Source organism: Streptococcus sp. NSJ-72, assembly GCF_014334035.1.
In the GTDB taxonomy this organism is placed as follows: Bacteria; Bacillota; Bacilli; order Lactobacillales; family Streptococcaceae; genus Streptococcus; species Streptococcus constellatus.
In genome coordinates this window covers 154224-179804 of sequence record NZ_CP060489.1, presented here as the reverse complement: position 1 = coordinate 179804, position 25581 = coordinate 154224, and the positions used below count along the sequence as shown (strand labels likewise).

General features: G+C 38.7%; 28 protein-coding genes. 4 read left to right on the top strand and 24 right to left on the bottom strand.

What is annotated here, in order from left to right; genetic code table 11:
* Nucleotides 1-12: 12 nt before the first annotated feature.
* Complete coding sequence (locus H8787_RS00985) at nucleotides 13-312, top strand: YbaB/EbfC family nucleoid-associated protein (protein WP_003070954.1); 300 nt, start codon at nucleotides 13-15, stop codon at nucleotides 310-312.
* A gap of 51 nt (nucleotides 313-363) precedes the next feature.
* Here the strand turns inward: H8787_RS00985 and H8787_RS00980 are convergent, their stop codons facing one another.
* Genes H8787_RS00980 through H8787_RS00970 form a run of 3 tightly spaced genes read right to left on the bottom strand, consistent with a single transcriptional unit; the run spans nucleotide 364 to nucleotide 3476 of the window.
* The gene (locus tag H8787_RS00980) at nucleotides 364-2118 is read right to left on the bottom strand and encodes a glycerophosphoryl diester phosphodiesterase membrane domain-containing protein (RefSeq protein ID WP_187328036.1); all 1755 of its coding nucleotides are present in this window, start codon (nucleotides 2116-2118) and stop codon (nucleotides 364-366) included.
* Nucleotides 2115-2933, bottom strand: a complete 819-nt coding sequence (locus H8787_RS00975; RefSeq protein ID WP_049482115.1) for a hypothetical protein — start codon at nucleotides 2931-2933, stop codon at nucleotides 2115-2117. Before H8787_RS00975 ends, H8787_RS00980 begins: the two co-directional genes overlap by 4 nt.
* A 48-nt stretch (nucleotides 2934-2981) precedes the next feature.
* Nucleotides 2982-3476 carry a DUF536 domain-containing protein gene (locus H8787_RS00970; RefSeq protein ID WP_003029403.1) on the bottom strand — a complete coding sequence of 165 codons (495 nt, stop codon included), beginning with the start codon at nucleotides 3474-3476 and terminating at the stop codon, nucleotides 2982-2984.
* Between the two features lie 157 nt (nucleotides 3477-3633).
* Here H8787_RS00970 and H8787_RS00965 point away from each other — a divergent pair, with 157 nt between their 5' ends.
* Nucleotides 3634-4809 (top strand): NAD(P)/FAD-dependent oxidoreductase, encoded by a 1176-nt coding sequence (locus tag H8787_RS00965; RefSeq protein WP_187328035.1) that lies wholly within the window; start codon nucleotides 3634-3636, stop codon nucleotides 4807-4809.
* A gap of 150 nt (nucleotides 4810-4959) precedes the next feature.
* Here H8787_RS00965 and H8787_RS00960 read toward each other — a convergent pair whose 3' ends face one another.
* The 10 genes from H8787_RS00960 to tsaB all read right to left on the bottom strand — a co-directional run bounded on the left by H8787_RS00960 (nucleotide 4960) and on the right by tsaB (nucleotide 12572).
* Nucleotides 4960-5700, bottom strand: coding sequence for a MerR family transcriptional regulator (locus tag H8787_RS00960; protein ID WP_187328034.1), 741 nt, complete (start codon nucleotides 5698-5700; stop codon nucleotides 4960-4962).
* Nucleotides 5701-5795: 95 nt separating this feature from the next.
* Nucleotides 5796-6467: a CPBP family intramembrane glutamic endopeptidase gene (locus H8787_RS00955; protein ID WP_187328033.1), complete on the bottom strand. Its 672-nt coding sequence runs from the start codon at nucleotides 6465-6467 to the stop codon at nucleotides 5796-5798.
* 34 nt (nucleotides 6468-6501) lie between these two features.
* On the bottom strand, nucleotides 6502-6687 hold the full coding sequence (locus H8787_RS00950; protein ID WP_039677462.1) for a hypothetical protein: 186 nt from the start codon (nucleotides 6685-6687) through the stop codon (nucleotides 6502-6504).
* Nucleotides 6688-6902: 215 nt separating this feature from the next.
* Nucleotides 6903-8129: an MFS transporter gene (locus H8787_RS00945; protein ID WP_187328357.1), complete on the bottom strand. Its 1227-nt coding sequence runs from the start codon at nucleotides 8127-8129 to the stop codon at nucleotides 6903-6905.
* Between the two features lie 373 nt (nucleotides 8130-8502).
* Complete coding sequence (locus H8787_RS00940; RefSeq protein WP_187328032.1) at nucleotides 8503-9414, bottom strand: helix-turn-helix domain-containing protein; 912 nt, start codon at nucleotides 9412-9414, stop codon at nucleotides 8503-8505.
* Nucleotides 9415-9431: 17 nt separating this feature from the next.
* The gene (locus tag H8787_RS00935) at nucleotides 9432-9758 is read right to left on the bottom strand and encodes an AzlD domain-containing protein (protein WP_003070962.1); all 327 of its coding nucleotides are present in this window, start codon (nucleotides 9756-9758) and stop codon (nucleotides 9432-9434) included.
* Nucleotides 9748-10443, bottom strand: coding sequence for an AzlC family ABC transporter permease (locus H8787_RS00930; protein WP_187328031.1), 696 nt, complete (start codon nucleotides 10441-10443; stop codon nucleotides 9748-9750). The genes H8787_RS00935 and H8787_RS00930 overlap by 11 nt, the downstream gene beginning before the upstream one ends.
* A gap of 2 nt (nucleotides 10444-10445) precedes the next feature.
* Entirely contained in the window at nucleotides 10446-11459 is a 1014-nt protein-coding gene (tsaD, locus tag H8787_RS00925) for a tRNA (adenosine(37)-N6)-threonylcarbamoyltransferase complex transferase subunit TsaD (protein ID WP_048800306.1), read from the bottom strand.
* The gene (rimI, locus tag H8787_RS00920; protein WP_003070965.1) at nucleotides 11449-11892 is read right to left on the bottom strand and encodes a ribosomal protein S18-alanine N-acetyltransferase; all 444 of its coding nucleotides are present in this window, start codon (nucleotides 11890-11892) and stop codon (nucleotides 11449-11451) included. The genes tsaD and rimI overlap by 11 nt, the downstream gene beginning before the upstream one ends.
* Entirely contained in the window at nucleotides 11889-12572 is a 684-nt protein-coding gene (gene tsaB, locus H8787_RS00915; protein WP_119055687.1) for a tRNA (adenosine(37)-N6)-threonylcarbamoyltransferase complex dimerization subunit type 1 TsaB, read from the bottom strand. The genes rimI and tsaB overlap by 4 nt, the downstream gene beginning before the upstream one ends.
* A 278-nt stretch (nucleotides 12573-12850) precedes the next feature.
* Between tsaB and H8787_RS00910 the strand changes: the two genes are divergently transcribed.
* Complete coding sequence (locus H8787_RS00910) at nucleotides 12851-13081, top strand: DNA-dependent RNA polymerase subunit epsilon (protein WP_003070969.1); 231 nt, start codon at nucleotides 12851-12853, stop codon at nucleotides 13079-13081.
* 3 nt (nucleotides 13082-13084) lie between these two features.
* Nucleotides 13085-14770, top strand: a complete 1686-nt coding sequence (gene rnjA / locus H8787_RS00905) for a ribonuclease J1 (RefSeq protein WP_187328030.1) — start codon at nucleotides 13085-13087, stop codon at nucleotides 14768-14770.
* A gap of 153 nt (nucleotides 14771-14923) precedes the next feature.
* Here rnjA and gap read toward each other — a convergent pair whose 3' ends face one another.
* The 11 genes from gap to rsgA form a co-directional block, all read right to left on the bottom strand.
* A complete protein-coding gene (gap, locus tag H8787_RS00900; protein WP_003070973.1) occupies nucleotides 14924-15931 on the bottom strand; it encodes a type I glyceraldehyde-3-phosphate dehydrogenase in 1008 nt (335 codons plus the stop codon).
* Between the two features lie 359 nt (nucleotides 15932-16290).
* Nucleotides 16291-18372 carry an elongation factor G gene (fusA, locus tag H8787_RS00895; protein WP_003074701.1) on the bottom strand — a complete coding sequence of 694 codons (2082 nt, stop codon included), beginning with the start codon at nucleotides 18370-18372 and terminating at the stop codon, nucleotides 16291-16293.
* A 148-nt stretch (nucleotides 18373-18520) separates the two neighbouring features.
* Nucleotides 18521-18991 carry a 30S ribosomal protein S7 gene (rpsG, locus tag H8787_RS00890; RefSeq protein ID WP_003026449.1) on the bottom strand — a complete coding sequence of 157 codons (471 nt, stop codon included), beginning with the start codon at nucleotides 18989-18991 and terminating at the stop codon, nucleotides 18521-18523.
* A gap of 19 nt (nucleotides 18992-19010) precedes the next feature.
* The gene (rpsL, locus tag H8787_RS00885; protein WP_003026451.1) at nucleotides 19011-19424 is read right to left on the bottom strand and encodes a 30S ribosomal protein S12; all 414 of its coding nucleotides are present in this window, start codon (nucleotides 19422-19424) and stop codon (nucleotides 19011-19013) included.
* A gap of 200 nt (nucleotides 19425-19624) precedes the next feature.
* Entirely contained in the window at nucleotides 19625-20191 is a 567-nt protein-coding gene (locus tag H8787_RS00880; protein WP_187328029.1) for a hypothetical protein, read from the bottom strand.
* Between the two features lie 13 nt (nucleotides 20192-20204).
* Nucleotides 20205-21023, bottom strand: coding sequence for a pur operon repressor (gene purR, locus H8787_RS00875; protein WP_020997566.1), 819 nt, complete (start codon nucleotides 21021-21023; stop codon nucleotides 20205-20207).
* Nucleotides 21024-21115: 92 nt separating this feature from the next.
* Nucleotides 21116-22060: a 3'-5' exoribonuclease YhaM family protein gene (locus H8787_RS00870; RefSeq protein ID WP_037596486.1), complete on the bottom strand. Its 945-nt coding sequence runs from the start codon at nucleotides 22058-22060 to the stop codon at nucleotides 21116-21118.
* Nucleotides 22050-23306 carry a DNA recombination protein RmuC gene (gene rmuC / locus H8787_RS00865; RefSeq protein WP_187328028.1) on the bottom strand — a complete coding sequence of 419 codons (1257 nt, stop codon included), beginning with the start codon at nucleotides 23304-23306 and terminating at the stop codon, nucleotides 22050-22052. The genes H8787_RS00870 and rmuC overlap by 11 nt, the downstream gene beginning before the upstream one ends.
* 1 nt (nucleotide 23307) lies before the next feature.
* Nucleotides 23308-23940 (bottom strand): thiamine diphosphokinase, encoded by a 633-nt coding sequence (locus H8787_RS00860; protein ID WP_187328027.1) that lies wholly within the window; start codon nucleotides 23938-23940, stop codon nucleotides 23308-23310.
* Complete coding sequence (rpe, locus tag H8787_RS00855; RefSeq protein ID WP_006269426.1) at nucleotides 23933-24592, bottom strand: ribulose-phosphate 3-epimerase; 660 nt, start codon at nucleotides 24590-24592, stop codon at nucleotides 23933-23935. Before rpe ends, H8787_RS00860 begins: the two co-directional genes overlap by 8 nt.
* Before the next feature lie 12 nt (nucleotides 24593-24604).
* Nucleotides 24605-25483, bottom strand: a complete 879-nt coding sequence (gene rsgA, locus H8787_RS00850) for a ribosome small subunit-dependent GTPase A (protein ID WP_187328026.1) — start codon at nucleotides 25481-25483, stop codon at nucleotides 24605-24607.
* Nucleotides 25484-25581 lie beyond the last annotated feature (98 nt).

The following is a 25581-nucleotide window of genomic DNA, read 5'->3' as shown; positions in this document are numbered from 1 at the left end:
AGAACCCAAATAATGATGAACATGCAATCAATGATGAAACAAGCACAAAAGCTACAAAAACAAATGGAAAAAGGACAGGCAGAACTGGCTGCGACAGAATTTATTGGCAAATCTGCCCAAGGTCTCGTAGTCGCAACCCTTACAGGTGATAAAAAAATCGTCAAAATTGACTTTCAAGAAGCCGTTGTAGATCCAGAAGATTTAGAAACTTTATCTGACATGACAACCCAAGCCATCAATGCAGCTCTTGATGAGATTGATAATGCAACAAAGAAAAAATTAGGTGCATTCGCAGGGAAGTTACCATTTTAAAATACACTAAAAAACCAACCCCTCCTAGTTCATTACTAAGAGGGGCTTGTCTTATGTAAAATTAAAAAAGTCAAAAGCTTGATTGATTAGCAAGTCGGTGTATTTAGGATTATTTTGCAATTCTTTAATAGCTGTTTGTACTAACTGCACATCATCAGTGATAATGCCATCTACACCTAAACGCAACGATTTTGAAATAGCATTTTCATCATTGACCGTCCAATCATACAGTTTCTTGTCCGTTTGCCACAGCTTGAAAATAAAATTATCATCAAGTGTGGAGTACTCCATTGTATAGCCACTTGCCTTAGTGCGTGGGAAAATGGTATTGTAAGGAAGAATGAAAAAAGTTGGAATGCTGGCATCATATTTAACTACTTTATTGATGACTTTATAATCCAGTGAATGCATTTGGTGGCCATATTGTTTAATGGTGTTCCCATATTTATTCAGAAAGCGATCCATCATATCAGGTGAATCTTTCTTACTGGTTTTTATTTCAATCAGCAAGCGTTGACCCAATTCATTAGCACGTTTTAAATAAGCATCAAAACTCGAAATCTTTGTACGATAGCCATTTTCAGTAACATCCAAAGCTGTTAATTCTGTCAACGTCAAATCTTGTGGCTTCGCGTTAACTCCAGTCAAGGCAGATAAATTCGCATCATGCATCATGACAAATTGTCCATCCTTTGTTTCTTGAACGTCCATTTCAATATAGTCTGGCTTTAATAAGGCTGTCTTCTCTAACGATTGGATCGTATTTTGGACACCGTTTGCCTGTGAAACACCACGATGCGAAATCACAGCAGGATTGTTGCTCAACGGAATCTGAAGATAGCTATAACCCTCAGCTGCAAATGCTAAAAAAGCAATCGACATAACAACCCAACGATAGAGTCGATCTAACTTCCTGCGTGCACTGTGACAAAGTCTTTTCTCTGTCAAAAAAGCTACAAATTTAACTAAAAAATAGGTCAACATCAAATAGTGAGTCGTTTTCATCAGCACATAATTGACAACTCCGGTTATAAGCGCAGTTTGATTGGACTGACCGTCCGTATAAGTTTGAAGGCACAATAATGGAATCGTTATGGCGAAAAAGAGTAGAAAACTCTTGGTAACAATCCAAAATAAGTGCCAAGAATAGAACAGCAAACGCTTATGTGTTTTTTCCAAACTAAATCGAACCGCTTCTCTGACAGAGACATTTTCAATCAGAATTTTTGGCAACGCAAACATCAAACGGACAGCAATCAACAGCATCAGCAATACTAGTAAAGCAAGTCCAATTCCAGCTAAAAAGTAAGTATCTCGTAAATAAGACACGATAAAATTCGGAATTAAAATTTTATTTAAATAATAAATTTTCAAGATTTTCCGAATGAACGGAAAAAGCAAACCAATGTACAATAAAACAAATGCAACTTTGCTGGGACGAACTTGTTTTAAAAGTGAAAAACCATCAGAGACTGTTTTTTTAGTGAATGCAAAAAGTGTACTTCCCTGCTGAGTCAGCAAATTATGAGCACCTAAAAAGAGCAAACCAACCTGAAAATAAGCGACTAGCAGGTTCACTAGAAATAATACAATAAATGCTAGAGTTAGCAACAGATTGCTGGATAGTACCGCTAAGACATTATTGTACGATAAAAATTGATAACCTGTCAGCCTCAGCAAAGAATCTGCAGCCCAGGAATTAAAAGGTAACCAGAGATACTCCATTACCATAAAAATGATAAAAAATAAAAATAAAATTTTATCAAGGTTGTAATACAGCTTATGAAAGTCTAAACGTTGTTTCATCGTTCTCCTTTAACTATCTCATCAGTAGAAGCATAGAGAGGATTTGCTATGCGAATCAAATCTCCATAACTTTTCTTTAATGTTTCAAAAGCAGTTCTAACCTCTATAGGAATTTCTACGTGCGAAATATAGCCTCTTCCCCTTGGTCCATAGCCCGATTCATCATCTGACAAACGATGAATTTCTCCCATCAACAGACTGATATAATGCTCTATTTCCCACATACCGTAAATAGACTGTTTAAATTCAAGCTTCTGATTCTTTACGGTTACATCAGCCTGATAAGTAGCAAAATTGATGATACATGTATCTGGAGAAAGATAGTTCCTGATTCCCGCTTCCATACGCGCCTGCATTGTCGCATCTTGACTAAGAATGATAGAATGAAAATCAATCTTTTTTCTTTTCAGCAAATCCAACAAATAAGTGATGTTGTTCCCACAATTAGTCGAGTGAAATTCCAAGTAATCAGCCGTTAAATTATACCTTTCTTTCAAATAAGCATTAAAAATTTCTGCCTCCGAAAAAGTTTGGGTTCCTATTTTCGGATATTCCTTTGCGACCACTTGCCGAAGAATCTCCGTCGTATGTCCTACCCCACCGACAATAATATAAGTCTTTGCTACTCCCTCTAACATAGCCTGCGCCAAAACGTCTCCACCAGCCAAAATACTTCCGCCAAACAGAACCATGACATCAACTTGTTTCAAGTGATATTTCTTTTTCAACGCTAACTGTGTTAATTCTGGCAAATCGCGTTTTCCACAAAAAGAGCCAAGGATATTGATATTGTTTGCTAGTTCTTCCTTTACCATACTTTTCATTCTATAAAAAAATCCCAGTTTCTTCAACCGAGATTCTCATTATCTTCCAAATAATCTTGCAAAGAAGCCCTTTTGTTCTTGTGCTTGTACTTTTTCCTTAGCTTCGTCTAATTCTAATAGCAACGTTTCACGTTCATTCATGGCCTTTGCAGTCAGTTGTTGCTGTTGATCTAATTGCTTATCTTTTTCAGCGATTTGAACATCTTTCACACGCAACTGCTCATCTTTTTTAGCCAATTGAACATCTTTTGCTTTTAGCTGATCATACAAGCGCACGATTTCAGCATTTTTCTCATCTACTAAAATTTCCATGAGTTCACGCTGTTTCACGTCCTCGCTGACTGGTTCATCTTCAAAAATCGTCTTTTTGTAGATTTCCTCCAGTTTTATCAAACCGCTACGCGTTACAACAGTGACCCCTTTTTCATTTTTGTCAGTATCTTCGGGTGCAAGAGTTTTAACTCGATTGTTCATTGCCTGACGGCTAATTCCTAAAATTTCGGCTAACTCGCTGACTGTTTTTTCAATTGCCATAATTTCCTCTGAAACTTTTTCTAGATATAGATACCTAAATCTTATCATATCAAGGCTTAACTGTCAAATTTGCTCTGGATTTTAGGGAATTTCACTGCATTTATGATACAATGAAATTTAAAGATTCCTTACAGATTTATCTAAAGAAAGAGATACTATGAAACACTTTGATACAATCGTTATCGGAGGTGGTCCTGCCGGCATGATGGCTGCCATTTCCAGTTCTTTTTATGGACAGAAAACCCTGCTCCTTGAAAAAAATAAAAAATTAGGTAAAAAACTAGCTGGAACAGGTGGCGGTCGCTGCAATGTGACTAATAACGGTAACTTGGATGACCTCATGGCTGGCATTCCTGGCAATGGTCGCTTCCTCTACAGCGTTTTCTCTCAATTTGACAATTATGATATCATCAACTTTTTTACAGAGAATGGTGTCAAACTCAAGGTCGAAGACCACGGTCGTGTTTTTCCAGCTACAGACAAGTCTCGGACGATTATTGAAACCTTGGAACAAAAAATGAAAGAGCTAGGTGCTACAATTAAAACACAGACAGAAGTGGTTTCCGTAAAGAAAAATGAAAATTGCTTTATTATCAGGTCAAGTGAGTACATTTGGAGCTGCGATCGCTTAATTGTCACAACAGGTGGCAAGTCCTATCCTTCAACTGGCTCTACCGGCTTTGGCTATGAGATTGCTCGCCATTTCAAACATACGATTACCGAGCTAGAAGCTGCTGAAAGCCCGCTTTTGACTGACTTCCCACACAAGGATTTACAAGGAATTTCCCTTCAAGACGTCACTCTCAGCTACGATAAACATGTCATCACTCACGACTTGCTCTTTACCCACTTTGGCCTATCCGGTCCGGCAGCTCTGCGCTTGTCTAGCTTTGTCAAAGGCGGCGAAACCATCTATCTAGATCTTCTGCCACAGATGAGTAAACAGGATTTGGCAGACTTTTTAGAAGAAAATCGGGAAAAATCCTTGAAGAATGCCTTGAAAGCCTCACTCCCTGAACGCTTGGCTGAATTTTTTGTTCAAGGCTTTCCTGAAAAAGTCAAACAGCTAACGGATAGAGAACGTAATCAACTCATCCGGTCCATCAAGGCTCTCAAAATCTCCGTGACTGGTAAAATGTCCCTTGCTAAGTCCTTTGTCACAAAAGGCGGAGTCAGTCTCAAAGAAATCAATCCAAAAACCTTAGAAAGCAAGCTCGTACCTGGTCTACATTTTGCTGGTGAAGTGTTAGATATCAATGCTCATACTGGCGGTTTTAACATCACCGTAGCTCTTTGTACCGGCTGGGTGGCAGGGAGTGTGCATTATGAGTGATTGCTCATATTTTACTATTCAGCTCAAACAAAAGGAATCATAAAATGAATCGACTCGAAAATGTAGAATTTGTCAACGCTGTTCTTGGTGAGTTTCCAGATTGGATAGACTTGAAGTAGAACAAAATAGGCTAGGAAATTCCTAGCCTATTTATTTCGCATTGGTTCGAACGTAAGCCGCAATCACTTCTGCAGCGTACTGAGCTGTACCTGAACCAAATTTATCAATATTTTCTTTAAACTCAAGATTTGCCACATAGCCTTTTCCGATAGAAGCAAAAACTTCCAACGAGCAATCAAAACCATAAGTTCGGATAGCCTGTAAAAGATTACCTGCTTGCACTTGATTTTCTGCTGCATCTACTTTCAAACCTACTTGTAGATTTTCTGCCAAATTTCGGAATACTTGATTAAAGGCTTCCGTTGCTTGCTCCTCTTGACCTGCTTGTCTACTTGCCGCTTCATCTATAACAGCTTGCCCATATTTTTCGACAGCTTGGTCGCGATAGTTTTGATGATCTTGATAGGTAAATCCAACAAATTTTTCTTGTGTTGTCATTTTTCTTTCTCCTTTTTGTGCTTGAATTGTCTTTTGTAAGGTAGAAATCAAGGTATCTAAATGTTTCCTTTCCTGCTGCAAATACTGCAACTGTTTGTTCAAGTGAGGCAATAATTCCTGCTCTTGCTGACTTAGCAGCTCTGCTATTTCCTTTAAAGAAAATCCAAGATATTTGTAAAATAAAATAATTTGCAGGCGTTCCAAATCTGACTCACTATAAATTCGATAACCATTGGCTGACTTCTGCGGAATCAGCAGTCCAATTTTATCGTAGTGATACAACGTTTTAACAGAAATACCAGAAAGTTGCGCAGCTTCTTTGATTTGATACATGATTTCCTCCTTACAATGATGATTATACACCCTGACCTAAGGTCATAGTCAACATATTTTTAAAATATTTATCAAAAAAAGATAGCTGGGAGAAACTATCTTTGTGAAAGAGTATATAAGAGAGCAAGAAAACTATTCCATGCAACATGAGTTGCCATGCTATAGTAGATCCTATTTGTTTTCCTAAAGACCCAACCTAAAATGAGTCCGGGAACAAAATATAAGATAAAATCTGTCGTTGACCAGCCAAACTGCACAATATGACCCATACTAAATAGACTAGCAGAAACGACTAAATCCAAACGGAACCTTTGAAATCTCTTTAAGGCTGTCATGACAACGCCTCGATAAATCAATTCTTCCCAAATGGGAGTCAGAATACCCAGAATAATCCACATCCCCCAAAATAAAGCAGCACCTCTTATTGATTGCAAAACTTCATTGATGGCATTTTGATTTTGTCCATACGGAAAGATCAGTGTCGCCAATGAATTCCACAGCAAATTCATAACGAAACCTGCGACACTATAACCTAGATAAGACCATTTGAATTGCGGTTTAACGATAATCAATTTTTCTTTATGTTTATAAATGACAAAAGTCAATAAAGCCACATGGCAAGCTGTAGCAATTGTTAGCCAAAAATAATACCAAGCATCTGATAAACTTCTAACAAAGTCTAAATGAAACAGCAGCCCTAAACCAGAATAATGAGATAGCCAAATACAGCCTATGCATACATAATATCCTATTGTCTTCTTCCACATAGAGCATCCTCCCTCTATCTTTTATAACATCACATTATGGCCTTTTCTTTGAAAAAGCAGGTGCTAGCTGACCAACCCAACCCCAAGCACCATTACCACCAGAATTTCCCCATCCCATATAGATGCCGGGAGTTCCATAAGGGGTACCCGGACCACCTCCAGGAGTGATTGTTGCTAGATTTCCGCCCGTTATTTGTGCTAAATTTTGTTCTTCTAACAATTGAAAGGTTGTATTTAATTTTGTATCTCCTTTATTCTATCAAATCTCCATCAAAAAAATTCATCAAAATCCTGAATGGTAGTTATTTTGTCCTGAATGGTATTTTTACCAAAAAAATTCTACTTTAGTAATTGATTGCAAATCATTTCCAAAGCAGAATGTTTATTTGATAGATGAAAGTCACAGATTGTCTAAATGATGCCTCACTTTAATTTCTATTCAGCAATATTCTTTATTGAATAAACTAGAAACATTCCTAAAAATAATAGAACTCCTAATGATACAGCAACATATACTCCCCCCAGACTACTTGCTATCCCAACAAGTACTATAGATAAAATTCCTGGTAAAACAATACTGAGCATACTAATCCCAGACTGTACAGCCCCCATTGATTGCTCCGGTACTAATCTAAAAACAGATTGTTGAAGACGAGGGCTTAGTATTCCAATTGAAAATGTATTGCCAAAAGCAGCAAGTAAGACAACTAGAAAATTATTGTTCAAAAATCCGACTAAAATCACGAATTCCATCACTTGGCTAAGATAAACACTTGTTTTTGTTGACATTTTTTTCATCACATTACCACTTAGGAAATTACCGCACACTATACCAATCAATTCAACTGTTGTTAAGATAGCTATGGATTGACCAGTTTCTAAACCAGCGAAAGGATACTTTATTAACAAAAGCGTCGTCACAGGAATCGTTACATTTATGACAGCTTGATTGATGGATAAAATCCCAATCAGTTTAATAATATTTCCAAGGCTTCCTAAAATCTTTAAAGAATCTAACAAGTGTTTCCAAAAATTTTTGCTATCTAAAGCCTGTGTAACTTCAATCTGTTTTTCAAAACGAACAAGATTTGTTCTAATCAATAAGATACCAAAAAACGCAAATAAAAAAGTTAAGGTGTTCATACCAGCAAACATCCCAATATTGATAAAACCAATCAAGGCGCCTCCGCTTAGATTACCAAAGACACGAACTAAATTTGCTGTCGCTTGCTTAAAACCTAACGCAGATGTCATATCATTGTTAATAATTTTTACATAAATAGGCGTTATCATAGCACTTGAAAAATAACCAATCGTATCCGATACAAAATTGATGAGGCAAATAAGAAAAACAGAAACAAGTGAAAATTTTGTCCCGACCAGTATCAATGCTACAGTTGTGTACAGGACAAACTTAACAAACATCAAAACAGAGTACTTTCCAATCCGATTCTTTTGAAAATCCGCTACAACTCCTGTGAATATCTGCATAATTTGCGGCAATGTTTCAGATGTTGTAATCATAAGAATCGCAAGAGGTGCAAAAGCATAAGAAGATACATAATTGATAAACGCTAAGTAAAAAACTGTATCACCAAATGTAGAAATCCATTCATTTATTGAAAGTTGCCTAAAGCTTCGATTTGAAAGAAAAATATTCAATTTCATCCCTCCAAGTGTATTTCAAACGGAAATTTATTCCCCAATAATGTCCAATAAATTCCTAATGTCCCAATTCCAAAGTCAAAAACATCTCGACGATTATCCTCACTTTGAAAAACTAATAAATGATGTTCATCTCGATAAGAACGTGTTATGAATATTCTTTTGATTTTTTCTTGCAACTCTTTATTATCATTTAATGGTTTATCTGTTAGTATACCATTAAATTTCTCCAGTTCTTTAAAATCGCATATTTGACATTTTTATCCTGTAGACTTTCTAATTTGCGATTCTTGCAATTTTCTGAATTTTTAGAGTATACTACTTTTTAAAAAGGAGATCCCAAATGAGCAAACGCAAATTTATCGCCATTCTATTCACTATTATCATGGATATTATTATTTTCTGCCCTGTTATCTTCTGTTTTTAATAATTTTTCATATTGCTGTAATTTCAAAGTTAATAATGCTATTAACTGCGGATTATCCAGTACTTTCAGAGATTGAATGAAATCTTCAATCTCTTTTTGATTTTCTCCTCCTGTCTGAAGATAGATATTGATTTTTCTTAAAAATTGCAAAAGTAATTTTTCAAAGACATCGTAGGGTGTCAGCAACTTTTCTAGCTCACTTTCAAAAATGCTGATGTATTGATAGAGTTCACGTTCCATCATTTCTGAAATGACATTTAAGAAACAACTTTTCATGTAAATTTGATTATAGACTAACTCTTTAAATTCCTTAGATTTCTCCATCAAACTTGTTGAAAGAAAAATTAAATCTTGATTCTCCAAAAAAGGCATAGCATTACAGAAAAGATAGAGCTCAAACCAGGTCCATGAATCAATGGCAAAAAGATAAGCTGTTATAAATTGCTTATCTTCTTCTTTTAAAATATAACTAGAATCCAAGGAGTGCAAGGCATTTTGAATCACAATTTTATTCAGACGGATATATTGTTGAGAGGATACTTTTTCTTGAACTTTGTGAAACAGATCCTCCAAGCCGTCTTTATCCTGATGAACAAATAAATCGACAACTTGATGTCCCAATTGAACATGTTGAGATTCTTGATAACTATTGAGTTTATATGCAAACTCTGCAAATGTCATATTGATTCCTTCAATGGCAAGAAATAATTTATCTGCCGACAGCATAGATTGCCCTAACTCAAACTTAGAAAGCTGTGAAGCCGTCAGTCCTTCACACGCAACTTCATTTTGCTTCACACCTCTTGCTATCCGTAATTCTCTATAAAATTCACCTAGTTCCATTTTATCAATCATAAAGGTTCTCCATCACATCATAAAAACATAAATCGCAGACCAGCTACCAATATCACACCAAAAATCACAGTCACCACTAAGTTACGATAGCGAAAAGCAACATAAATTGTTGGAAAAACAGCTATTAAATCTAGCCATTTGAAGGTTGGAAACTGCCCTATCTTCCCATTTGTAATGCTGGATAAAATTAAAGCAAAAATAATAGAAATTGGTAAATACTGTAAAAACCGCTCTACAATCTTAGGCAAGCCACGATATTTCACCAATATAAATGGACTAATCCGTGATAACCATGTCACCAGGGCTGAGAAAAGAATAGCGACAAAAATATAATTATTTATCATCTAGCATTACCCCCACAGCACAGCCTAATAAGGTCGACATTAGAACAGCTAAAGACGAAGAAACAAGCATACTTAACGCATAAAATGATAAAGCTACTACAGCCAAAATTACGATTAGTTTTTGAAGTTTTGTTTTATGTAGCATCACTAAAAATTGGGAAGAAAAAATGCCAATAAACATGGCAACTAGAGCAAAGTCTAATCCAAACACTTCTGGATTTGGCAAAAGACTTCCTAATGTCGTTCCGAACACCGTTCCTATCATCCAAGCAAGGTAGCTTGTTATATTATTTCCATACATCCATTGAAGCGAAATATCCTTTGTATGAACGTGCTCACTTAGTAAAACGCCGTATGTTTCATCTGTCAAAAGGATTCCGATACCGATATTTTGCCATAGACTTGCATGTCGAAAAAAAGTAGATGTATGAAGTCCCAGCAAAAATAGACGCAAATTGATTAAAAAGACTGTCAGAACAATAGCTGTCACCGATGCATGGATGGCAAGGAGTGCCAGCATAGCAAACTGAGCACTTCCTGCATAGACAAGAATACTCATCAGTGCCATTTCAAGAGGAGTGACATAAGAAGCACCAATAATGCCACAGGCTAACCCAATACTAATATAACCTAGAGCTGTTGGCACGGCTGCCTTAACCCCATCCTTAAAATTTTTTCCTATCATTCTTATTCTTCCATTGTCTCAAACGCCAGACTTGGCTTGGCATTCAGATTTAATGTTGCAAGATTGGCGTTGTTCCACTCACTGACACTGGCATAAGCAATCATTCCTGCATTGTCCCCACAGAGACGCAAAGGCGGTATGATAACTTTAATATCTGTTATTTCAGCTGCTAAACGTTCACGTAAGCCTTGATTAGCTGCAACACCACCCGCAACCACCAAGGTCTTGACAGGATATTTCCCTAAAGCCTTCTTTGTCTTTGCCATGAGAATATCTAAAACAGCAGCTTGAAAACTAGCTGCCAGATCTTCCTTGGAAAGAAACTCACCTTTTTGCTTAGCATTATGATGTAGATTAATAAAGGCTGATTTGAGACCAGAAAATGAGAATTCTAGATTGTCCTCTTTAATCATCGCTCTCGGAAAATCATAAATATCCCGTCCTTTATGAGCCAATTCATCTATCTCACGCCCTGCTGGATAAGTCAAACCCATCACACGACCAACTTTATCATAGGCTTCTCCGACCGCGTCATCACGTGTTTCCCCTACAATCTGATAATCACCGGCTTCGCTAACATAAACCAACTCTGTATGCCCTCCGCTGACTAGTAGTGCTAAAAGAGGATATTCTAAGTTCTCGACATTCTGAGCAGCCATTAGATGTCCCGCCATGTGATTGACAGGAATAAGTGGTAAATGATGTGCCCACGCAAAGGACTTGGCAGCCGCCAATCCAACCAAAAGAGCCCCCACCAAACCAGGTCCATAGGTCACAGCTACGGCTGTCACATCTTGCTCGATAATGCCTGCTTCTGCCAAGGCTTCCTCAATGCAAGCCGTGATAGTTTCCACATGGTGGCGACTGGCCACTTCCGGTACCACGCCGCCGAAACGCTTATGACTCTCAATCTGGCTGGCAATGACATTGCTCAAAAGCTTAGTCTCATTCTTCAGAACCGCCACGCTGGTCTCATCGCAAGACGTTTCAAAAGCTAAAATATATCTATCTTCCATAGTTCTCCCTTTTCATAACGATTGCGTCTTCCACTGGCGCATGGTAATAGGCCTTCCGCCGCGCGATTTCTTCAAATCTTTCTTTTTTGTAGAATAGCAGAGCTGGCTTATTGGACTCCCTCACTTCAAGGAAAATCTCTTTGTTAATTGGCAGATGTTCAAACAAAGCGGTCGCAATTTTCTTACCTTGATAAGCCTTCTTAACCGCAATTTGCAAAACTTCCGCTTCAAAATCTGACTCCTGAAAAGCCAGAAAACCAATTAAATTTTGACCCTCTAGAGCTAAAATATAGCTCGACAAAGGATGTTGTAAATCTTTCTCTATTTGTTCCACACTCCACGGACTGACTGCATACACGTCTTTCAATACCTGATAAATCCGCTCTGTCAAATCAACGGTCTGCTTTTTTTCATCTTTTTTAATCTCAATCATAAGCGTTTGATGTAAGAATCTTTCGTTTCTTCATGGTTTTTCAACCAATTTTCCTCCGCTTCCACTCGCTTGAGGTAGTTTGGCACAAAGTCATGAACAGAGCGAGCTGGTAATTGCAGACCGATTTTAGCAAGGAGTGCAGCGTTTGGCAGAGTTGTTTTGATAAAAGCTTCTGGCAAAACTGCTTGAATCTGCTCCGCAAAATTTTCCACTTCTCCTACAAAGGTTACTTGAGAATCAGGCTTGGCTTTTTCCAAGACCTCTTCAAAAGATAAATGAGCTTCTGGCTGAACGATTCTACCATTTTTATAAAAACCAGCATAAACATTGTTGCGTCTAGCATCCATGAGAGGAATAACCAAGCCATCAATACTTTCTGGTACCAGAATCCGTAAGCTAGAAACTCCAACCAAGCCAATCTTAAGGGTATGAGCCAGAGTTTTAGCTGTTGCTACAGCAATCCGCAAACCTGTATAACTACCCGGACCTTCTGCAACCACAATGCGTTCTAGGTCCGTTGGTTTTAAATCCAAACTTTTCATGAGAAAATCAATTGCTGGCATCAATGTAATGCTATGATTTTTTTTAATATTTATTGTCATCTCAGCAAGCAACTGTTCATCCTCTAAAATAGCAATTGCCAATGCTTTACTAGAGCTATCAAAAGCTAAAATTTTCATTTTTATATTTCCTTCGTGATAATCTAGTTTCTATTATACTACAAAAAATACGGATTTCCTCAATATGATTTCCAAAAAAATAAGACCTTGGTGAAAATCATTTTCCTAGATTTTCCAACTTCTTTCTTTTACTAAATCAGCTTTTTATGATATAATGATTATAATTGTAACGTATCAAAATCAATTTATTACCCGAGAAATTAAATAGATGAAGCCCGCCCTTGAAAATAAGGTGGCTATTTTCTGGTAGATTGATTATGAATGAGAAAGGAAATTAAATGATTTACAAAGTTTTTTATCAAGAAACAAAAGAGCGCAATCCACGACGCGAAAATACACAGTCGCTTTACTTGGATATTGACGCTAAGGATGAATTAGAAGGACGCATTAAAGCGCGTAAACTCGTTGAAGAAAAAACGCCTTACAATGTCGAATTTATCACACGCTTGTCTGATAAACATTTAGAATATGAAAAAGAATCAGGCAACTTTACAATTACGGAGCTCTAAACCATGTCTTATACTTTAAAACCCGAAGAAGTCGGTGTATTTGCCATTGGTGGCTTAGGAGAAATTGGAAAAAATACCTACGGAATTGAATACAAAGATGAAATTATCATCGTTGACGCTGGTATCAAATTTCCTGAAGATGACCTTTTAGGGATTGATTATGTTATTCCTGATTATTCCTATATCGTAGAAAACGTTGACCGTATCAAAGGTGTTCTGATTACTCATGGACATGAAGACCATATCGGTGGGATTCCTTTCCTACTCAAACAAGCCAATATTCCGATTTATGCAGGACCACTCGCTCTAGCACTTATCCGCGGGAAACTAGAAGAACACGGGCTTTTACGTGATGCTAAGCTCTATGAGATCAATCAAAACACTGAACTTCAATTTAAACATTTAAAAGCAACTTTCTTCCGCACAACCCACTCTATTCCAGAGCCGTTAGGAATTGTCATTCACACACCTCAAGGGAAAATAGTATGTACCGGTGATTTTAAATTCGACTTGACCCCCGTTGGAGAGCCCGCTGATTTGCATCGAATGGCAGCTCTTGGCGAGGATGGAGTTCTAGTTCTTCTTTCTGACTCAACCAATGCAGAAATTCCGACTTTTACAAATTCGGAAAAAGTGGTCGGTCAGTCCATTATGAAAATCATTGAAAACATCCATGGACGGATTATTTTTGCTTCCTTTGCTTCCAATATTTTCCGCCTACAACAGGCTACTGATGCGGCTGTCAAAACAGGACGGAAAATTGCAGTCTTTGGTCGTTCAATGGAGAAAGCCATCGCCAATGGAATTGAACTTGGCTACATCAAGGCGCCTAAAGGTACTTTCATCGAGCCAAATGAGATTAAAGACTATCCTGCCGGCGAAATACTTATCATGTGTACAGGAAGCCAAGGAGAGCCAATGGCGGCTCTTTCACGCATCGCCAATGGAACACATCGTCAAGTACAGCTTCAACCAGGTGATACAGTGATTTTCTCTTCTAGTCCTATCCCAGGAAATACTACTAGTGTCAATAAGCTTATCAACACCATTTCAGAAGCTGGTGTTGATGTTATCCACGGTAAAATCAACAATATTCATACTTCTGGACACGGTGGACAGCAAGAACAAAAACTTATGCTTCGTTTGATAAAACCGAAGTATTTCATGCCAGTCCATGGTGAATACCGTATGCAAAAAGTGCATGCGGGACTTGCAATGGATACTGGTGTGCCTAAAGACAATATCTTTATCATGAGTAATGGAGACGTTTTAGCCTTAACTGCTAATTCTGCTCGCATTGCCGGAAGTTTCAATGCACAAGATATTTATGTCGATGGCAATCGTATCGGAGAAATTGGTGCTGCAGTCCTCCGTGACAGACGTGACCTTTCCGAAGATGGCGTTGTCCTTGCAGTCGCTACCGTTGACTTTAAATCGAAGATGATCTTAGCCGGTCCTGACATTCTCAGTCGCGGTTTCATCTATATGCGGGAATCAGGTGAACTGATCCGTCATAGCCAACGTATTCTTTTCAATGCGATACGTATTGCATTGAAAAATAAAGATGCCAGCATCCAGTCTGTCAATGGAGCTATTGTAAATGCTCTTCGACCATTTTTATATGAAAATACAGAGCGTGAGCCTATCATTATTCCAATGATTTTAACACCAGATGAAGATACTTTATAACAGAATTCTTACATAGATATAAAAAGAACTTAAATCTATTTAGATTCAAGTTCTTTTTTTCGTGGAGCAAATCATAATCGGAGTAATTATATACGGTTTTCAAATAACAACAAAAAAGAGAGGGCAAACCTCTCTTCTCTATATACTAATGAATTATTTAGCGATTTTTGCAAAGTATTCAAGAGTACGTACAAGTTGTGCAGTGTATGACATTTCGTTATCATACCAAGATACAACTTTCACCAATTGTTTTCCATCAACGTCAAGAACTTTAGTTTGAGTTGCATCAAACAACGAACCGAATGACATACCTACGATATCTGAAGAAACGATTGGATCTTCAGTATAACCGTATGATTCGTTAGCTGCTGCTTTCATAGCTGCATTTACTTCATCAACAGTAACGTTCTTTTCAAGAACAGCAACCAATTCAGTAACTGATCCAGTTGGAGTTGGAACACGTTGAGCTGAACCATCAAGTTTACCGTTCAATTCTGGAATAACCAAACCGATAGCTTTAGCAGCACCAGTTGAGTTAGGAACGATATTTGCAGCACCAGCACGAGCACGGCGAAGATCACCTTTACGATGTGGACCGTCAAGGATCATTTGGTCACCAGTGTAAGCGTGGATAGTAGTCATCAATCCTTCAACGATACCGAAGTTGTCTTGAAGTGCTTTAGCCATTGGAGCCAAGCAGTTTGTAGTACATGAAGCACCAGAGATAACTGTTTCAGTACCATCAAGAACATCGTGGTTAGTGTTAAATACAATTGTTTTAACGTCACTTCCACCAGGAGCAGTGATAACAACTTTCTTAGCACCACCTTTAAGGTGTTTTTCAGCAGCATCTTTCTTAGCAAAGAAACCAGTTGCTTCCAAAACGATTTCTACACCATCAGTAGCCCAATCGATTTGTTCTGGGTCACGTTCAGCAGAAACCTTAACGAATTTACCGTTAACTTCGAATCCACCTTCTTTAACTTCCACAGTACCGTCGAAACGACCTTGAGTTGTGTCATATTTCAACAAGTGTGCAAGCATTACTGGATCTGTAAGGTCGTTGATACGAGTAACTTCAACACCTTCTACGTTTTGGATACGACGGAATGCAAGACGACCAATACGACCGAAACCGTTAATACCAACTTTAACTACCATTCGTGATTTCCTCCTTATGAAAATCAAAAAAATTTTTATGTGAAAAGAGTAACTTGAGTCGCTACAAATCACCTTTCAACATATCTATTATATACTTTCTCTCTTAAAATTGCAACTGATTTCATTGTTATTAACAAGTATTATGAGTTCTTTCACTAATTTTCATTTCGACTTTCATTGATTTGAAAAAGCAAGGTAATATCTTCTGAAAACGGAAGAACACAACTTACAAAATAGACAAGAATTTATAAATTCAGATTCATCAGATTAATTATTTTTTCTTTTGATTGACAGAGAGATTATTTTCCAAAAAAAGAAAAGGCACTCGCAAATGCGAGTGCCCAGGTTTAATTCAAAGCTTAAGCTTCACCTTTATTTTTCTTAATGATTTCTTCTTGTACTGATTTTGGTACATCTTCGTAGTGGTCAAAGACCATCATGAAAGTACCGCGTCCTTGAGATGCTGAACGAAGAACCGTTGCATAACCGAACATTTCAGCAAGTGGTACATAAGCACGCACGATTTGGCTGTTACCATGAGCTTCCATACCATCAACACGTCCACGACGAGCTGTTACATGTCCCATAACGTCACCAAGGTTTTCTTCTGGAACAGTAATGGTAACAAGCATCATTGGTTCAAGAATGGTTGGTTGTGCAGTCTTGGCAGCTTCTTTCAGAGCAAGTGAAGCTGCAACCTTGAAGGCTGTTTCAGATGAGTCAACATCGTGGTATGAACCATCATACAGTTTTGCCTTCACGTCAACGATTGGATAACCTGCAAGGACACCGTTAGCCATTGACTCAACCAAACCTTTTTCTACGGCTGGGATAAATTCACGTGGAACGACACCACCAACAATAGCATTTTCAAACTCGAAGCCTTTTCCTTCTTCATTTGGAGTAAATTCAATCCAAACATCACCGAATTGACCTTTACCACCTGATTGACGTTTGAAGAATCCACGTGCTGATGTTTGTGCACGGAAAGTTTCACGGTAAGATACTTGAGGAGCACCCACATTTGCTTCCACTTTGAATTCACGACGCATACGGTCTACGAGGACATCCAAGTGAAGCTCACCCATACCAGAGATAACTGTTTCACCAGTTTCAACGTTTGTTTCAACACGGAATGTTGGATCTTCTTCAGCCAATTTTTGAAGAGCAATACCCATCTTGTCTTGGTCAGCTTTAGATTTTGGTTCCACCATCAATTGGATAACTGGCTCTGGGACTTCGATCGATTCAAGGATAATTTTTGCTTTTTCATCCGTCAATGAGTCACCAGTCGTGGTATCTTTCAAACCAACAGCTGCAGCAATATCACCTGCGTAAACAGTTTCGATTTCGTTACGGTGGTTTGCGTGCATCTGCAGGATACGTCCGATACGTTCGCGTTTACCTTTAGAAGTATTCAATACGTATGAACCGCTGTTCAAGACACCTGAGTAAACACGGAAGAATGTCAAACGACCTACAAATGGGTCCGTCATAATCTTGAAAGCAAGTGCTGCAAACGGCTCTTCATCAGATGCTGGACGAGTTTCTTCTTCGTCTGTATCTGGGTTTACACCTTTAATAGCTGGAATATCAAGTGGGCTTGGAAGGTAGTCAATAACTGCATCAAGCATCATTTGAACACCTTTGTTCTTGAAGGCAGAACCAGCAAGAACTGGGAAGAATTCAACATTGATCGTTGCCTTACGGATTGCAGCTTTCAATTCTGCCTCAGTAATTTCTTCACCTTCAAGGTATTTCATCATCAAGTCTTCGTCAGTTTCAGCAACTGCTTCGACTAATTTTTCACGCCATTCTTGAGCTTGTTCAAGGTAATCAGCAGGAATTTCTTCTTCAAGAATATCTGTCCCAAGGTCGTTTGTATAGATTTCAGCTTTCATACGAACCAAGTCAATGATTCCACGGAAGTCGTCCTCTGCACCAATTGGTAATTGAATTGGGTGAGCATTTGCTTGAAGACGATCATGAAGGGTACTTACTGAGTAAAGGAAGTCTGCACCAATTTTATCCATTTTGTTAGCAAATACGATACGTGGAACACCATACTCAGTTGCTTGACGCCAAACTGTTTCCGTTTGAGGTTCAACACCTGATTGTGAATCAAGAACAGTTACAGCACCGTCCAATACACGAAGCGAACGTTGTACTTCAATAGTGAAGTCCACGTGTCCTGGCGTGTCGATAATATTGACACGATAATCTTTCCATTGTGCTGTTGTTGCAGCAGATGTAATTGTAATACCACGTTCTTGTTCTTGTTCCATCCAGTCCATTTGTGAAGCACCTTCGTGTGTTTCACCGATTTTATGGATTTTACCGGTATAGTAAAGAATACGTTCAGTCGTTGTTGTTTTACCAGCATCGACGTGAGCCATGATACCGATGTTACGAGTTTTTTCAAGTGAAAATTCGCGAGCCATTTGCTTATTTCTCCTATTATTTTATTTACAGTTTATTATAACATATTTTAAGAAAAGCGAGTAGGCAAATCCTACCCGCTTGTTGATTACTCATGCTAATTAGTAAGAGTACTGAACTTTTTGCAAGTCTCTAAAAAGAGTAGCAATCTTACCAACGGAAGTGAGCAAAAGCACGGTTAGCTTCAGCCATACGGTGAGTATCTTCACGTTTTTTAACAGCTGCACCAGTATTGTTTGCCGCATCCATAATTTCTTTCGCAAGACGATCTTGCATAGTGTGTTCTCCACGTGAACGTGAAATAGTTACCAACCAACGAAGTCCAAGGGTTGTACGACGTTCTGGACGAACTTCAACTGGAACTTGATAGTTAGACCCACCAACACGGCGAGCACGTACTTCAAGTACAGGCATGATGTTTTCCATAGCTGTTTCAAATACTTCAAGTGCATCGTTTCCAGTAGCTTCTTTGATTTGCTCAAAAGCGCCATATACAATTGAAGCGGCTGTACCACGTTTCCCATCAAGCATAACGCGGTTGATAAGACGTGTCACTAATTTTGAATTGTAGAGCGGATCTGGCAATACTTCGCGCTTAGGCGCACGGTTTTTACGACTCATTTATCTTTATCCCCTTTCCTTATGCTTTTGGTTTTTTGGTACCGTATTTAGAACGGCCTTGCTTACGATCAGTTACACCTGCTGTATCAAGTGCACCACGAACGATGTGATAACGTACCCCTGGAAGGTCTTTTACACGTCCACCACGAAGAAGCACAACACTGTGTTCTTGCAAGTTATGTCCGATACCTGGGATATAAGCGGTTACTTCAATAAGATTGCTCAATCGTACACGAGCAAATTTACGAAGAGCCGAATTCGGTTTTTTAGGTGTCATAGTACCAACACGAGTTGCTACACCACGTTTTTGTGGTGAGTTTTCACGAGTAGGCACACGTTTCAGACTATTATAACCAACGTTTAAAGCTGGTGATTTAGATTTTTCTACTTTTGATTTACGCGGTTTGCGAACCAATTGGTTAATTGTAGGCATCTACATTTCTCCTGTATTTTTTTAATTTTGGTGATGATACACTTGGTGACAGCTATCATCTGCGTGTACTTTTGCAACATTTGTCAGCACGTCTCTGTACACTTTTGAGAGACCAAAAGTAAAAAGTACCGTCTATTAGTATAACACGACGACACTTTCTTTGTCAATATATTTTTATAGTTTTCTTGCTAAGTTCCCATCTATTGCCCCGTAGTATTTGTGGCTGGGACACCTGCTCTGTTAGTCGTTGGAGTTTGAGCTGAATTGGTCTCAGCCTGTCCTGTGGTAGCTGAAGTTGCAGGAGCTTGATAGGTTTGTTGATAAGTTTGCCCTGCATCTGTTTGAGGCGTCACAGCGTTTTGATTTGCTGTAGCAGCTGCTTCATTGGCTTCACGCGCAGCAATCGCATCACTAACTGCCTTAATCCGTTGTTGAAGTTGAGCTTTTTGAGCTTCGTCTTTCAACTTGTCCACTTTTTCTTGAGCAGGCGTTACATTAGCCGTCGTCTGCTCTGTCTCCAATTTTTTAACAGCATCTTCTGCCTCTTGTGCAATTTTGGCTTGCTCTTTTTTCTCTTTTTCTGCTTGCGATTCTGAAGATTTTGATGTTGAAATGGTTCGCCTTACAGTCGGAGCAGCTGCACGCGTCGCATCATCTTGCTTTTTAACGAAAAATAATCCAGCAGCAAGAATGAGCGCCAAAGCTATAACAATCGAAATTCTCAGCCACAAAGAGCTTTGATCCAATTTATCCAATATATTTTTCAAATTCTCACCTCATCTATTTGTCAAAAATATTGCCAACTTCTACACTGATTTTGTTAGACTTCACATCAATATTTGTTACTTTCAACAAAGATTTGTAATCTAAGTGCTCACGCTCTGTCTGTGCATTTTCCGCAAAAACTGCTACACCAGCCAATTCCGAATCAAATTCTCGTAAAAGGCTAATCATGCCGTTGACTGTCCCACCACCTTTTAAGAAATCATCTACGATTAAAACACGGCTTCCAGCTTTTAGGCTGCGTTTCGACAAGAACATCTTTTCAATACGATCCCCACTTGAACCCGACACATAATTGACGCTAACCGTTGAACCCTCTGTAATTTTCAAATCGCGGCGCACGATGACAAATGGGACATTTAATACATTTGCCACTGCATTTGCCAAAGGTACTCCTTTTGTAGCAACGGTCATAACAGCATCAATTTTTTGTTTTCTAAATGTTTTGGCAATAATGCGTCCAATGTTATTTAAAATAGAAGGTGTACTCAACAAATCTGACAAATAAATGTAGCCACCAGGTAGAATCCGATTGCTTTCGGATAATTTCGTACAAAGTTCTTCCACCATTGCTCTAGCTTCTTTATCTGAGATAGAAGGAGTAAAAATAACACCTCCGCCTGCTCCTGTAATGGTTTCGATATATCCGATTTCCATTTCTTCAAAAGCACGTTTAATAATGACAATATCTTCGGAAATGGAGGATTTTGCGGACTCATACTTTTCAGCAAATGTATTGAGACTAGTTAGTTCATAAGGATGATTGATTAGGTAGTTAGAAATGACTACCATGCGTTCACTTCTTCTTAATTTCATTTTTTCACCAATTTTATTTTATTTTCTTCATTATATCATAATAAGACCAAAAAACGAACATTATTTTTGCAATAACATTCGTTTTTCGTTTTTTACTTATCAAAATTTGGTTTATAGAAGGAGCGGTTGTCCATAGCAAAGATTCGATTGGTCATTTCACCTTCACCAACTAAGGCTAAAGCTGAAGTCATCATCATCATTTCCGCATCTAAATTGTCAATCATGTGGATAATCTCTGCTTCCATGATTTTGGGACGAACAGGACTGCCGTATTCCAACAAACCGTGATGGCTTAGTAATACGTGACGGAGAATGATGACATCTTCTTTGGTATCTTCGATTTTTAATTCTACCAATACCTTTGTCATTTCTTCGTCAATCAAGGCAATATGTCCGATGAGATTGCCTCGAACAGTGTATTCTGTCTGTTCAGGACCCGTCAATTCCAGCACTTTTGCTAGATCATGCAACATAATCCCTGCAAACAAAAGACTTTTATTTAACTGCGGATAAATATCTCCGATGCTATCTGCCAACCGCACCATTGTAGCTGTATGAAAAGCAAGTCCTGCTTCAAAAGCATGATGATTCGTTTTAGCAGCAGGATAAGAATAAAATTCTTTATCGTATTTAGCATACAAGGCTCGCACCACACGCTGCCAAATTGGGTTTTCAATTTTGAAGATCATTTGTGACAGATATTCACGTAGTTCTTGGACATCAACTGGCGGCTTTTCTTTAAAATCAGCTGGATTGTTTGGCTCACCAACTTTTGGCAGACGTAGTGTAATTTGATTCACTTGCGGAGTATTGTTATATACTTCTCTGCGCCCTTGCATATGGATGACTTTTCCAGCAGTAAATTCTTCCACATTGTGCGGTTGTGCATCCCACAATTTCCCTTCAATCGTTCCAGTGTCATCTTGAAAGGTGAATGCCAAATAGTTTTTCCCTGCCCTTGTTTGACGAAGTTCAGCAGATTTGATGAGATAAAATCCTTCAAATAGCTCATCTTTTTTCATTTGGTTAATCTTCATATTCTTCCTCTTCATCTTGAAAATCTAATAGACCATCTAAGGCCGACTTATCCGAAATTTCAACATGACGCAAAGTCCTCTCGATAGCATTAGTTCTTCGCGTCAGCAATTCATCAATATTGCCAGATGCATGTTGCAAATGTTTTTGTGCCTTGAGCAAAATACCACCAAATTTATTAAATTCTGATTTGACATTGCCCAGAACCTTGCTGATGTCATCTGCACTTCTTTGAATATTGAGCGTTTTAAAACCGACCGAAAGCGAATTAAGCAAAGCAGATAGCGTAGACGGCCCTGCCACCACAATCTGCTCATCCCGACGCAAATTGTCAAAGAATTCTGGATTGCGAACAATCTCTGAATAAAGCCCTTCCGTTGGCAAAAACATCACTCCAAAATTCGTGGTTGCAGGAGGTGCCAGATATTTTTCCTTAATGTCTTTAGCAAAACGTTTGACGCTAGCTAGCAAAGACTTGCGGTATAAATCAATCTCGTCTTTGTTTCCTGACTCGTAAGCATCCTCTAAGCGATAGTAGTCTGCCAGAGGAAACTTGGAATCAATTGGTAAATAGATGTAGTCTTTTTCCACTTGTCCCGGTAATTTAATTGCATACTCTACACGTTCACTAGAGCCTAGAACCGTTGCAAACTCACGCTCATACTGGCTCGGTGTCAGAATGTCTTCAATGATTTGACCAAGCTGCAATTCGCCTAAAATCCCGCGCGTTTTAGTATTGGAGAGCACCTTGTTTAGAGTGCCCACATCACGTGCCACATTTTGCATTTCTCCTAGACCGCGATTGACCGACTCTAATTGTTTAGAGACTGTTTCAAAGGAGGCTTGCAATCTTGTTTGCAGTGTTTTCTCTAATTTTTCTTCCACCGTTTGGCGCATTTGTTCTAAGCGACGATCGTTTGATTCTTGAATCTGACGCATTCGTTCATCTGTCTTATCACGATTTTGGGTTAGATTTTCACTTATTTCTAAACGCATTTCCGTTAAATTCCGATGTAAATCCGTACGCACCTCACCCAAACGATCTCCCAGAGCCAATTCCAGTTGTTGTTGTGTCAGAAGACTTCGTTGCCGTTCTTGCTCAAAACGGTAATCCAACTGATCAGATAAGTGATCAGCTTGATCTTCCAGCAATTTCTGTACCTGATCTGCCTGTTGCTGATTCTTTTGCCATAAAAGAAAGGTCACAACAAGATTTCCCAGCAATAAGAGGATAATTATAAACTCCATACTAACTCCTGTCTTTGCTATAAATGACAATAACATAACCTGATTGGCACTCTAAAAAAACGGGCTCATCTATAAATTCGTTAGAAGCATACACTTTTTTGAAAAAATAATTGGATTCGTTTAAAGGATATTTGGCTCCTTCAATGGTCAACCGGCTATCGTCCGCAGGCATAAAGGCTAGATAGTTCATACCAGCTACCGGCTTTATCTCGTGACGCCCTTGAGGACAATAGCTGAGCTCATTTTGCGCACTACAAAGCCGAATTTGTTGCATATAAGGCGTGATTTCTGGATCGCTCGGCAAGAAAATATTTGCCAAAGTATGATCCAAGCGCCCGCCAAAAGCACCAAAAATAGTCACTTGTGCCTGCGGATAACGTACAAAAACAGTCTTGACAGCTAGTTCTAAATCTGTGTCGTTTTTTTCAGGTTGTGCTTGAAGTACCTCCTTAGATTGAGAACAAACCAAAGCCAGCTCTTCCTCCGAAACAGAATCAAAGTCACCGACCGCTAAGTCTGGACAAATGCCTTGTTCAATGAGAAACAGGCTTCCTCTGTCCACTCCGATAAAAATGTCAAAATTCACTTGAAAACTATCTATCATCCCGCCAGCAAAAAGAGCAATTTTAGTCATGCAATGCTTCTTTCAATGTTTGAACCTGATGAGCTACATCTCCTTTGAAAACGTAACTGCCCGCTACAAAGACATTGGCACCAGCTTCTTTGGCAACGCGAATGGTTTCATCATCAATACCACCATCTACTTCAATATCAAAGTCTAGTTGGTTCACTTCTCTCAAAACAACTAATTCTCGTACTTTATCCATTGTTTCTGGCAGAAAGGCTTGTCCACCGAAGCCTGGATTGACCGTCATAACCAAGACTTGATCGACTAAATTCAAAACATTTTTCACCACTTCAACAGGCGTCCCTGGATTGATAACGACACTTGCCTTGACACCTGCTGTCCGAATCTTTTGCAAAGCTCCGTGAATATGAGGGGTTGCTTCAGCGTGGATACTGATAATATCTGCACCCGCACGAGCAAATTCTTCAATATGATGTTCTGGATTAGATACCATAAGATGACAATCAAATACCAATCTACTGTGCGGTCGCATGCTCGCGACCACACCCGCACCAAAGCTGATATTGGGCACAAAATGACTATCCATAATATCAATATGAACATATTCTGCACCAGTTGCTTCTAGCTTTTTTAGTTCCGATTCAAAATTAGCATAATCTGCACTTAAAATAGATGGTGCAATTTTATAAGGTTTCATTTGACTTCCTCCTCATTTAGGTTGCTTTTTAGCTACTTTTTTATAGGTTCCACGACGGTTTTCAATTTCACTCAGAAATTGCAAGTAATTCTCGAAACGAAAAGCTGCAATTTGTTCCTTTTCAACGGCAGGTTTTACCGCACAATTCGGTTCATGCGTATGCGTACAGGTCCGGAATTTGCAGCCATGACTGACTTGTGCAATTTCAGGAAATGCTCGATTTAAATCCTCTGCATTGTCCACTTCATAATCCAGCGAAGAAAATCCCGGGGTGTCTGCAATTTTTCCCCCATTGAGATTGTAAAAACTAACCACTCTAGTTGTGTGGCGACCACGACCCAAACTTTCTGAAATTTTTCCGGTTTCCAACTGTAAATCTGGTACCATTTTATTGAGCAGAGTAGATTTGCCAACCCCAGTTTGTCCCATGAAAACAGTCGTCTTAGCTGTTAAAAACGGCAACAGTTCTGTTATTGTCTTGGCAGTATCATAGCCGATAGAGCGATAAATATCAAGGAAAACATCTAACTCCTTGTCGTCCGCCAACAAATCTAATTTACTGATATAGATAATCGGGTGGATAGCTTTCTGCTCCAAGAGGACTAAATAACGGTCCAAAAGATTAGGATTGAAATCTGGCTCTTTAGCACTCATTATTACAACAGCTTGATCTATATTGACAATAGGTGGTCGTACCAGACTGTTTTTTCGCTCTGCTATTTTTAAGATATAACCTTCAGAATCTTTCTCAGCAGAAAATTCGACCTCATCCCCCACATAGGGAGTTTGTCCTTTCTTGCGGAAATTTCCTCTAGCTCTAGTCTGATAAACCTTGCCTTCTGACTCTACATAATAGAAACCTGCTAAGGCTTTCACGATTATTCCTTTCAAATGGACTCCTTTAACGCTTAATAAGTTCATTATAACAAAAAAAGCAGTATTTTGCTTTTTAGTGCAAAAAAATGATGAAAAACGTTTCTAATATGGTA